A 12,243-nucleotide genomic window follows, 5' to 3' on the forward strand; every position below is an offset into this window, starting at 1 on the left:
CAAAAAATATGGATGGGTAAATGGAGGGATAATATGAATATTGAATTAGACATCCATACACACACTATAGTAAGTGGGCATGCATATAGTACTATTCGTGAAATGGCTAAAGAAGCCTCAAAAAAAGGTTTAAAACTATTAGGTATCACAGAACATGCCAAAGGTATTCCAGGAACCTGTGCTGATATCTATTTTGAAAACCTCAGAGTAGTTCCAAGAGAAATGTATGGAGTAGAATTAATGTTAGGTGCAGAGATTAATATTTTAGATTATAATGGAAAACTTAGTTTAGAAGATAGAATAATAGATAAATTGGATGTTAGAATTGCAGGAATCCATAATCATTGCTATACACCTGGAACAATAGAACAAAATACAAATGCTGTTATAGAGGTTATTAAGAATCCTAAAATTGATATAATTAGTCATCCAGATGATGGTTTATGTCCATTGGATTATGATGCAATTGTACAGGCTGCAAAAAAATACAATACATTATTAGAATTAAACAATAATTCCATAAACCCAGTAAATTGTCGCAAAAACGCAATTGAAAATAATATTCATATGTTAAAGTTATGCAAAGAATATAATGTACAAATTATCATTTCAAGTGACGCACATATAGATACAGATGTTGGTAGATTTAATCTCGCTTATGAAATACTACAAGAAGTCCATTTTCCTGAAGAACTTATTATTAATAGGTCAGTAATAGATTTTAAGAATAAAATTAAAAATACACGATGTGCTAAATGATCTTCATAGAATCTTCAAAACATTTTGATATTATAAATTTGTAAATTTAATAAACAATAAATTGAGGAGGAAGTAAAATGAAGAACAAGATTTTGGCATTAATCGTTGGAGTTGGAATAGTAGGGGCATCATCCTTTGCGGTATTTGCTTCAAGTGGAACAGATGCTAACAATGCAGCTAATAATAAAGTTAAATCATGCTGCACACAAAATGCACAATGTTGCATAGAAAAATCAGCTTGTTGTAAATAAAAAAATAAAAAAACATGTTCTCTCCATGTGGGAGGATATGTTTTTTTTATTACATAATGATATAATTACACTATGTTTAAAACCAGTTAATGGATTAAATAGTAAAATGCAAAGGAGAAATAAATGTTCAATATAAATAACGTATTGGAGATTTTAAGAAACAACAGTTCCATGGCGATTCCTATAAGTCTTTTGATAAGTATAGGTATTTCATTAGCAGGAATATTACCATCAGTATTTGTAACGGGAGCTAACATAATTTTCTTTGGTCCTGTTAAGGGTTTTATAATATCACTGTTAGGTGAGACAATAGGAGCATATATTACTTTTACTGTTTATAGATTAGGTTTTAAGAAGAGAATAGAAAAACTAACATATAAACATAAATTACTCTCTAGAATAGTAAGTAGTGATGGCAAAAAGGCAGGATTTCTAATACTTCAAGGAAGAATAATTCCATTTATACCATCAGGGATTATAACATTAGCGGCTTCAATAAGTAATGTTAATAGTACTATATTTACTGTAGCAACCTTTATAGGAAAGGCTCCTTCTATAGCTTTAGAGGCACTGGTTAGCTATGACATAATTAATATTTATGATAATTGGATAAGGCTTACTATAACAGTTATTGCATTAATACTTATAAAACTTACAATTGGAAAAGAAAAAAGAGAGGATTAATTACTAATTTGCTTGTGTATACTGATATTCCAAGCTATAAATCTTCTTAAATATACAATAGAATATGGGATATAAGCATTTACATTATGCCTATATCCCATATTTATATAATCTATTTAAATTTGTTCTATATATTGTAATTATTAATTAAAGACTGCGTCCCAATTCATAGGCATCCCATATAGCTGCCATGATGTTATGAACATTACGAGCATCTCCTACCTGATAAACAAGACGAGGTTCATTTTGTAGTTCCTTGTATAATTTATTTTCTGATTTATATCCAACTGCAGTTACTATTGTATCTACAGATAGGTTTTCTTCTTTTTCAATACCTTTATCATCAGTACATTTTACTAAAAGTCCTTCAAATGTAATCTGAGATGCTTTGGTATTTGTCATAACTCTTATCTTATTAAACTTCAATAAGTCCCTTAACATATCGTAGTTAGCAAAGCACATATCTTTTCCACCACCACAGATATCTGGTGTAGATTCTACAATAGTTACATCCAAATTCTTTTTATTGAGCCAAAGTGCAAGTTCACATCCAACTAGACCAGCTCCGATGATTGCAACTTTTTGCCCTGGAATAACTTCACCGTTTAATACATCTACTGCTTGGCATAGAGTCTTTGATTTTGCGGCTTCACTTCCGTTATCTGCAAAATTAAGATTAATAGGATTAGCTCCTGTAGCAATTACAATTATGTCTGCCTCATGAGCCTTGATATCTTCAATTGTAGCAGTTTTGTTCATTCTAATAGTTATAGGAAGTTTACTTAGCTGATGTTCATACCAACGAATAAGAGCATGATCGTCTTCTTTAAAATCAGGCATTCCTCCTGGGATAACAACACCACCAAGTTTGTCAGACTTCTCCCATAATTCTACTTCATGGCCTCGTATTGCTGCTACACGGGCTGTTTCCATACCTGCTAATCCTCCACCAATTATGAGAAGACGTTTTTTCTCATGAACAGGTTTTAATGCATAATCTTCTTCTCTACCACAAGCAGGATTTACTGCACAGGATAGTGGTAATCCATAGAAGAAACGACCAATACATCCCTGATGACAGGATAGACATGGACGAATATCTTTAATATTTTCAGTACGAACTTTATTTGGCCAGTAAGGATCAGCAAGAAGCGGTCTACCTAGGCTGATCATGTCACATGATTTACCAATAGCATCAACAGCAATATGAGGATTGTCCATCCTTCCAGCAAGAATAATTGGTACATCTACTTCTTTCTTAAGGATTTCGCCAAAAGGTCTATACATTCCTTTTTTAAAGTACATTGGTGGATGATTCCAATACCAGGAGTCATAGGTTCCAACGTCCACATTAAGGGAATCGTAACCTGCGGCTACTAAAATTTTAGCTCCTTCAATACCTTCATCAATATCTTTACCCTTTTCCTCAAATTCTTCTCCAGGAACAGCACCTTGACGATAGTCTTTAACAAAGCTCTTTAAACTATAACGAAGAGAAACAGGAAAGTCTTCTCCACAGGCTTTCTTAATACCCTGAACTACTTCACAGGCAAGACGTAAACGATTCTTTAAGTTTCCACCATATTCGTCTGTACGATGATTATAGAAGGAGATGGCAAACTGATCTAGGAGATATCCTTCATGAACAGCATGGATTTCAACTCCATCAAATCCGCTTTTTTTAGCAATTACAGCAGACTTAACAAAGGAATCAATAAGAGTATGTATCTGCTCAACAGTCATCTCTTCTTGAATTATATTTGGATCCCAACGATTGCTGATTCGTGATGGTGCAATGGCATTTTGCATCAAATGAGGCATAGCAGCACGTCCAAATCCTCCGCTTAGTTGTAAAAATATCTTTGCATCATAGGAATGAATACGCTCATTCATTAAAGATGCAGCCAAAGAGAATGCATGTGGATCATGTGTAGGACAAGGTTGTCCTAAAGGTGCCATCTCATTATAGTCTACAGTAGTAACACCTGTGATAATAAGGCCTGTGCCACCTCGAGCACGTTCTACATAATAATCTTGAGCACGTTTAGTAAATTCACCCTGAGGACCACACATAGATACCAATCCAAGAGGTGCCATTGAAATTCTATTTTTGATGGTTAGTTTACCAATTTTCATAGGTTCAAATAATTTGGCATACTTGTTTTCTGTACTCATATACATATCACCCTCCAAATCCTTTATTTAGTATTATTTTACATAATTGCAAAAGAATAATCAAATAAAATATAAACCATAATATACCTAATTAGATATGGGAATTTTGGCTTAGGTTTCACTATGAAAATACTAACTATAAATTTAAAGTATTACTTATTGTGGTATAATTACATTATGATTAAATCTATTATTTGAAGATTATTACAATGAAAAAAAGTTTTTTACATACGATAATTACTTTGTAAGGTTTCAAAGTAAGCAAGTTTAAATGCAAAAATTATATAGAAAAGAGGTGGATTTTAGTGAGGGCTTATTAATTGTCATATGACTTTCACTAAAGTTAATTATGGTAAAAGTAAAATTTAAAAGACCATTTACTGTATTAATTGCAATAATGATACTGGTTTCAGTAACTTTTAGTTTAGGAGGATGCTCTTTTAAAGGTAAAAGCTCCCTAGAAACTTTTAATGTATATAAAGATTATTGGCAGAAAAAAGATTATAAAAATATGTATAGCATGTTATGTAAGGAAGCAAAAGATAAGATTTCTGAGAAGGATTTTATAGATAGATATTCCAAGATTTATAGTGGAATAGAAGCAAATAATATTTCTATAAATGTAGAAAGTACTAATAAAAATTCAGAAAAGATACCTTTTTCTTTAACTATGAAAACTGTAGCAGGAGATATAACTGTTAAGGATTATGAGGCACCTATGATTAAAGAAAAGGTAGATAATAAAAAAGTTTGGACTATTAATTGGAGTGAAAAAATGATATTTCCTAAGATGGAATCTGGAGATAAGGTTAGGGTAGAAACCATTCCAGCTAAAAGAGGTCAAATTTATGATAGAACTAGATATGGTCTTGCTTTAAATGATATGGTAATAACTATTGGTGTTAAACCTGTGGACTTTAACATAAATAAAGAGGAGAATATTAAAAAGTTAGCAAAAATTTTAGATATAAAGCCTTCAGTAATAGAAAACAAATTAAAAGCTAATAGTAATCCTGAATATTTTGTACCTATTGTTAATGTATCTATAGATAGAGGTGACATAATTGGAGAATCTAAGGGAATCCCTGGAGTGATGCAAAAAGAATCGGAAAGTAGAATCTATCAAGGTGGAGAAGCTATAGGTTCATTAATAGGTTATGTGGGAGATATAACAGCAGAAGAACTTAAAAAATTAGAGGGGCAAGGATATAGTTCCACAAGCAAAATAGGAAAAAGAGGATTAGAACAAGTTTATGAAAGTAAATTAAGAGCTAAAGATGGTAAGTTTATTTATATATCCAAACAAAAAGATGGAGTAGAATCAGAAAAAATACAAATAGCAAAAACACAACCTAAAAATGGAGAGGACATAACTCTTTCCATAGATACAGAACTTCAAAAGGAAATATATGAAAGCATGAATGGAGAAAAAGGAGCGTCTACAGCTATAAATCCTAAGACTGGAGAGGTTTTAGCTATGGTAAGTTCACCGTCTTTTGATCCAAATCTATTTACTACATATGTCCCTGAAAGCATTAAAGCAAAATGGCAGAAGGATAAAAATATAGAATTTGACAATAGATTTAAAACTACTTATGCACCAGGTTCTACATTTAAGCTATTTACTGCAATAGCAGGATTAGAAAAAGGTAGTATAAATCCATCACAAGCCATTAATATACAGGGAAATAAGTGGCAGCCTAATGCTAGTTGGGGAGGATATAAGGTTACAAGAGTGGCAGACCCAGGAAAACCAATAGATTTAAAAAATGCTTTCATATACTCTGACAATATATATTTTGCACAACAGGCGCTTAAAATGGGTAAAGATGCTTTTATAGAAAAAGCAAAAGGAATTGGTATAGGAGAAAATTTACCTGTAGATTATCCAATTACAAAATCTCAGATTTCCTATGACAATAATATGAAAAATGATATTCAACTAGCAGATAGTGCGTATGGGCAGGGACAGGTATTGATGAGTCCATTGCATATAGCGTTAATGTATAGTGCTGTAGTAAACAAGGGCGACATGATGACACCTACTCTTCAGATTTCAGGGAATAAGACACCAGCAAAAGTATGGAAGAAAGGTGTTATCTCTGAGAAAAATGCAAATACGTTATTAGAAGATCTTACAGCAGTTGTAGATAATCCAGTTGGTTCAGCACATGGAGTTAAAATAAATGGAGTACCTTTGGCTGGTAAAACAGGTACAGCAGAATTGAAAAAAAGTATTGAGGATACTAGCGGAGAAGAATATGGCTGGCTTGTAACTATGAATACTAATAACCCTAGAATGGTTTTAGTCACTATAATTGAAGATGTTAAAACAAAAGGTGGAAGTCACCATGTTATACCTATGCAAAAGAAAGTGTTAGAGTATTACTTTATACAAAGAGGAAGAAGTTAATAAAAATAGAGAGTAATATTTTTTACCGTATTGTAAAATGATATGACTCCTTTATAGTAGATAGTTTTTTATTTAAGCTGGCTACTATAAAGGAAGGATGTCAGAGGCAGTACGGTTTTTTATTTTATATCTATTACATCAAACTTAACTAAACCCCCTAAGAATCATTATAGTTTATAAATTTAACTTGATTTTGTAATAATAAAGAGTATAATTCTTGTTACCAGTGGTAATAAGAATTGTATAAGGGGTGATATTAATGAAAAAGGGCATTACAAAGGAACAAGTAATTGAACAAACATTAAGTTTAATAAAGGATAAAGAGAATATAAGAGATGTAAACTTAAGGGGAATTGCTCGCGCGATAGGATGCGCACATACAAATTTATATAATCATTTTAGTTGTTTCGATGATTTATTATGGTGCACTCATATAGCAATATTAAAAAGATTTTTGGATGGGCTTAGTGAAAAGATATCACAAATAGATGATTATAGATCAAAATTAGAATGTTTTTTTAGTTGTTTTGTAGAATTCCCTTTATATAATAAAGGATGGTTTCGTCTTGCATGGTTTGAAATAATACAGGGTGAACGTCCAGAGGATGATAAGATAGCTACTGTAGAAACCGTTGATGCATTTGCAGATATAATAGAAAATATTTGGGATAATCTTTATGGTTTTACCCCTAATAAAGAAAAAATTAAATATGTGTTACACAATGTACATTGTTATATACATGGAGAAGTATCTATATATATTGCTAAAAGATCATTAATACAGGATGAAATAGCTTTTAAAAACTATGTAACTAAAGAAGCAATTAAGTTTACAAGACTTCTATTAAATGAGGAGGGATAGTTTTTATGAGCAATTATGATGATGAATTAAAAAAGGAGATTTCCTATCTTGAAGACACAATGATACTTATAAATAAGAATTTAGATATGGAACTAAATAAAGTATCCAAAGCAAAAAAAGAATTAATTCATGTTAGACGAGATATGTGGGAGAATACTGCACATTCTACTGATGATATTGATAGATTAGCAGATATAAAACAAAGTTTGTCAGTTGTTCAAGGGCAAACAACATGCTATGAAAAGATAGAGGAAAACATATATAAATATAAAACAATGCTTAAAAAACCTTATTTTGCAAGAATTGATTTCTTAGAAAAGGGAAGCTATAAAGAAAAAATATATATAGGTTTTTCTAATCTTTTAGATGAAGAAACCTATGATCTTTATGTATATGATTGGAGATCACCTGTTGCTAGTATATTTTATAGATATGAGTTAGGAGATTCAAAGTATAATTCACCAGATGGAGAGATCGAGGGTGAAGTTTTACTTAAGCGTCAATATGATATTAAGAATGGAAAATTAAATTATTTTTTTGATTCGGGCTTAAATATTATGGATGATGCTTTAAGAAGTGTGTTATCTAAAAATACATCTTCAAAGATGAAAACTATTGTTGAAACAATACAAAGAGAACAAGATGTAATAATCCGTGATATTGAAAGTGAACTTTTAATAGTGCAAGGAGTGGCAGGTAGCGGAAAAACATCTATAGCATTGCATAGGGTAGCATTTCTAATGTATCAAGGTCTCCTTACAAAGCTTTATGCAAATAATATAGTAATAATTTCACCTAATAATTTATTTAGTAAGTATATTCAAAATGTTCTTCCAGAGCTTGGAGAAGAAAATATTACAAGATTAACATTTGAAAATATGTTTTTCCAGATTTTTAGTAATGATATGGCTATTAAGTTGAGAAATGAAACATTGGAAGAAATAATAACTTGTAAAGATAATAAGAAAAGAAAAATTATTAAGGAAAGCTTAGAGTTTAAAACATCAAAAGAATTTATCACTATTCTCAATAGGTTTATATGGTACTTTCAGCACAAAATCATAGACTTTAGAGATATTTATTATAATGGTGAATATATTGCAGATAGATATTTATTAAAAGAGTTTCTGTTAAAGAATAGTATAAATATTCCAATTGAAAAGAGACTTAAAACAATTGAAGTAAGGATACTGGATAAGATAAAACCCATTAGAAAAGAACGTATGAAAAAGTTAGAGGCGTTTGTAAGTAGATATCCAGAACATCAATTCGAAATAAAATCATTGGCAAGATTGATTTCAATAAAGGAAAGTTCAAAGTTACTTAAAGAAATTAAAAAATTTACTGAAATTGATTATGTCAATATATATAAAAGATTATTAAAAAATAGAGATTTATTTTATAGGTTGGCACAAGGTATTAGGCTGCCAGATAATATTGATGATATACTAAATAATTTTAGTAATGAAAATATTATATCCTATGAAGATGCATTGGCATTAATATATTTAAAAGTAAAAATTAGTGGCTATGACAGGTATAAAAATATAAAACAAGTTGTTGTTGATGAAGCGCAAGATTATTATCCTATACATTTTGAAATATTAAAAGAAATGTTTAAAAATGCTAGATACACGGTTTTAGGTGATATAAATCAGACTATAGGAAAAGAAGCAAATATGTGTATTTATGATGATATTAAAACAATATTAAATAAATCTAGAAGTACAATGGTATCTATGCATAAAAGCTTTAGAAATTCCTATGAAATAAATGAATTTAGCAGTAAATTTATTGATGAAAATTTTGAAGTGGAAAGATTTGAAAGACATGAGGAGCCACCAGCAATAGTTTCAAAACTCAGCACAGCTGAATTAGATGAAGCTGTAATAAGTTATATACTAAAATATAGGGAATTTGGATGCGAATTAATTGCAGTGATATGTAAAAGTATGAAAGAATCAGAGGAACTTTATGAAAGATTAAAAGATAAAATAGAAATTAATATTATCACTAATAAAAGTGATGATATTAGTGGCACTAGTATAGTTCCTATTTATATGGCTAAGGGACTTGAATTTGATGGAGTTATTGTTTACGGAACTGATGATGATAACTATAATACAGAAGAAGATAAAAAGCTTTTATATATTGCTTGCACAAGAGCCTTGCATAAATTATCACTATTTAATATAGGGGATAAGAGTAGGTTTATAGGATGAAACAATTAGTTTAAAACTTTAAAAGTGTATCCAAATGTTGACAATCTTGGTTTAATGGGATAAACTAAAATAAATAGGTTTAATGACTTAAACCAAGGAGGGATTTTATGAATGATTTTAAGATATTTGATGCTGAATTTAAGTTTATGGAGATTATATGGGAAAACTCACCTATTAAAAGTTCTGATTTAGTAAAATTAGCGTATGAGAGATTGGGATGGAAAAAGTCTACTACTTATACGGTTATACGAAGATTAAAAGAAAGAAACATTATATCTAATGAAAATACAATAGTATCTGCACTTATAGATAGGAAATCAGTTCAATTATCAGAAACGGAGGAATTAATAGATAAGGTATACAATGGTTCTATTAAAAAGTTTTTTGCAACATTTCTTCAAAAGGACAATTTATCTAAAAAAGATATAAAAGAGCTTAAAGAAATCGTTGATAAATTAGAATAGGGGATGACTAATATGCTAGAAGGTTTATTTAGAGCCATTGTCAGTATGAGTATTAAAGGGTCAATAATAGCTCTATTTATAATTGCAATAAGATTTACATTTGGTAGAAGATTACCTAAAAATTTTTCTTATTATCTATGGTTTGCTGTTTTGTTTAGACTAATATTTTCTATGAACTTTACATCTAGATTAAGTTTATTTAACTATATGCCACAAGCAAATATAGTAATGGACAGGGTTATAACTGGTGAAGCACAGAGAGAAAAAATATCTAACATTGTAACCAATAATGTATCATCACCTATTACTGGTATTGGGAGCTCTAATACCTCGGTAAGTTTGATGGAAAAGTTTATATTTGTAGCAGCTATACTATGGATAGTAGGATTGGCATTTTTAATATTACATGGACTAATTAAATATTATAAAGCTTCAAAGATATTAGAAATGTCCAATATTTATAATTTTGATATAGAAGAACTTAAAAGAAAGGTAAAGATAAGAGGAAATATTAATGTTTACACATTGTGTGGCATAGAAAGTCCTATGATATATAGGCTTTTTAAACCAAGAATTATTATACCAAACTCTATGAAAGATACCATACAAAAAGAGGAATCAAAGCACATATTAACTCATGAATTGATACATATTAAAAGGTATGACAATATACTAAAACTAATATGGGTTATAGTAGTAGCTATATATTGGTTTAATCCTATAATTTGGGTAGCGGCAAAGTTATTTAATGAAGATATGGAACTTTCCTGTGATGAAAATGTAATGAAAATTTGGGAAAATGATATAAGGCGGGATTATGCTAATTCATTAATAGACATTGCTGATAAACAAATACATCCTTTAGAACAGAATTTTATAGGTTTTGGAAAAACAAATATAAAGACAAGGATTAAAAATATAATGAATTACAGGAAACCAAAGATCTGGTTTACATTATTTTGTGTAACATTGATAGGTTTAATAATGATAGTAACTCTAACTAATAAAGACATCAAGGGAGAAAATGACTTTACATTTAAAAAAATTGACTTTACATTTAATAATGCCGAGTATGCTGCTAGTCCTTTTAAGTTAAAAAATATATCAATTAAAGATAAAAAAATAATCAATGATATTATGTCTATGATAGAAAATAGTGAAACAATAAAGGGCAAAACAAAATTAGAAGATATGGAGAAGATGAATTGTAATGATAATAAATTAATTTTAACTAAAAAAAATGGAAGTAAAGAAGAGATTTTCTTTTCATTTGACAGCCTTTATGAATTTGGATATGTAGAAAGAGGAGGAAAGATTAAAAAACCTAACTATGATTTCTTTAGATATATGTGTAATTTAATTGAGTATCAAAAATTTGATACAAATATTGAAAAGCCAGTATTAGATTTATTTAAAAAATATAATTGGACTGTTGATTATAAAATAAATACTTTAAAAGAAAAGCTTCCGGAGAATTTAAAACATAATGCAGGGGAATATCCAGTTAAGATATACTGGGCCTATAATAATGAATTGTCTAGGCAAATTGGATTGGATTTTAGGGATTATCTCGGAAAGAATATAACAGCGGAAATTTATGCTCTAAGAGAACCTTTACCAGAATTTTTGAAGCCTCAAAGAAATGCACGGGGAGTTATTTTAAAGTACAAAGATAAAATAATTGGAGCATATATAGATATGGGAAGACATGATTCATTTGCATGTTCTCTTGATAGAATGTCATTAGAGAATATCACAGGAATGAATTGGAATCAGTGGATTGAAAATTATATTAATTATGATGACGAGCTAGAAATAAAGTTATCTAAAATGAAACCAGAGGATATAATCAAGGAACATTATAAAGCACTGGATAAAAATGATATTAAAATGCAGTGGGCAACCATTACAAGAAAGACTTTATGCCAGTATTTAGCATGTAATATGGATGATCACTATCTATTTAACAAGGAAAAAGACGCTAGTGATACAAATATAAAAAGTGCAAAGCTATTAGAGGTGAAAAAAATAGATAGTACTGATAATGACGACAAGACACTAATCTACAAGGCAATAGCTGATTTTAAATACTTTGAATTTATCACATCAGATGATGGAGTTGATTTTGATCTTTGTACCATGAAAAAAGAAGTTGAAAAAAGTGGCTGGAGAATAGCTGAAAAGGGTCAAGGGTAAATAATAAGTAAAAAAACACTTTATTATCTATATACAATTTTAAATTAGCTATGAAGTGAGGTGTTTTTAATGAATATTTTTAAATTATTATAAGATAGAGGGTTGTATTCATATAGAAAGTATTTTTATATGAATACAGCTCTTTTTTTATGTGAATATAAATTTCTTAGTTAAGAAGAACATTTTTCATGTATTTACATTTATATAAAGTAATGAT

The 12,243-nt window shown here is 29.7% G+C and carries 9 protein-coding genes; 8 read left to right on the plus strand and 1 reads right to left on the minus strand.

Features of this window, described 5'->3' with window-relative positions; genetic code table 11:
- Positions 1 to 33 precede the first annotated feature (33 nt).
- The 3 genes from T514_RS0109355 to T514_RS0109370 all read left to right on the plus strand — a co-directional run bounded on the left by T514_RS0109355 (position 34) and on the right by T514_RS0109370 (position 1,694).
- Positions 34 to 759, plus strand: coding sequence for a phosphatase (locus T514_RS0109355; protein WP_027624538.1), 726 nt, complete (start codon positions 34 to 36; stop codon positions 757 to 759).
- 77 nt (positions 760 to 836) lie between these two features.
- The gene (locus T514_RS26575) at positions 837 to 1,010 is read left to right on the plus strand and encodes a hypothetical protein (protein ID WP_156939862.1); all 174 of its coding nucleotides are present in this window, start codon (positions 837 to 839) and stop codon (positions 1,008 to 1,010) included.
- A 123-nt stretch (positions 1,011 to 1,133) separates the two neighbouring features.
- Positions 1,134 to 1,694, plus strand: coding sequence for a TVP38/TMEM64 family protein (locus T514_RS0109370; protein WP_027624539.1), 561 nt, complete (start codon positions 1,134 to 1,136; stop codon positions 1,692 to 1,694).
- A 147-nt stretch (positions 1,695 to 1,841) separates the two neighbouring features.
- Here the strand turns inward: T514_RS0109370 and T514_RS0109375 are convergent, their stop codons facing one another.
- Positions 1,842 to 3,869, minus strand: coding sequence for an oxidoreductase (locus tag T514_RS0109375; protein ID WP_027624540.1), 2,028 nt, complete (start codon positions 3,867 to 3,869; stop codon positions 1,842 to 1,844).
- Between the two features lie 349 nt (positions 3,870 to 4,218).
- On the opposite strand from T514_RS0109375, the gene T514_RS0109380 reads away from it, so the two are divergent.
- From T514_RS0109380 to T514_RS25675, 5 genes are all read left to right on the plus strand, one after another.
- A complete protein-coding gene (locus tag T514_RS0109380; protein ID WP_027624541.1) occupies positions 4,219 to 6,282 on the plus strand; it encodes a penicillin-binding transpeptidase domain-containing protein in 2,064 nt (687 codons plus the stop codon).
- Between the two features lie 259 nt (positions 6,283 to 6,541).
- Positions 6,542 to 7,144: a TetR/AcrR family transcriptional regulator gene (locus tag T514_RS0109385; protein WP_027624542.1), complete on the plus strand. Its 603-nt coding sequence runs from the start codon at positions 6,542 to 6,544 to the stop codon at positions 7,142 to 7,144.
- A 5-nt stretch (positions 7,145 to 7,149) separates the two neighbouring features.
- A complete protein-coding gene (locus T514_RS0109390) occupies positions 7,150 to 9,366 on the plus strand; it encodes a HelD family protein (protein WP_027624543.1) in 2,217 nt (738 codons plus the stop codon).
- Positions 9,367 to 9,473: 107 nt separating this feature from the next.
- Entirely contained in the window at positions 9,474 to 9,830 is a 357-nt protein-coding gene (locus T514_RS0109395; RefSeq protein ID WP_027624544.1) for a BlaI/MecI/CopY family transcriptional regulator, read from the plus strand.
- 12 nt (positions 9,831 to 9,842) lie between these two features.
- On the plus strand, positions 9,843 to 12,026 hold the full coding sequence (locus T514_RS25675) for a M56 family metallopeptidase (RefSeq protein ID WP_051541978.1): 2,184 nt from the start codon (positions 9,843 to 9,845) through the stop codon (positions 12,024 to 12,026).
- Positions 12,027 to 12,243 lie beyond the last annotated feature (217 nt).

This window comes from Clostridium lundense DSM 17049, assembly GCF_000619945.1.
GTDB lineage: Bacteria > Bacillota > Clostridia > Clostridiales > Clostridiaceae > Clostridium_AO > Clostridium_AO lundense.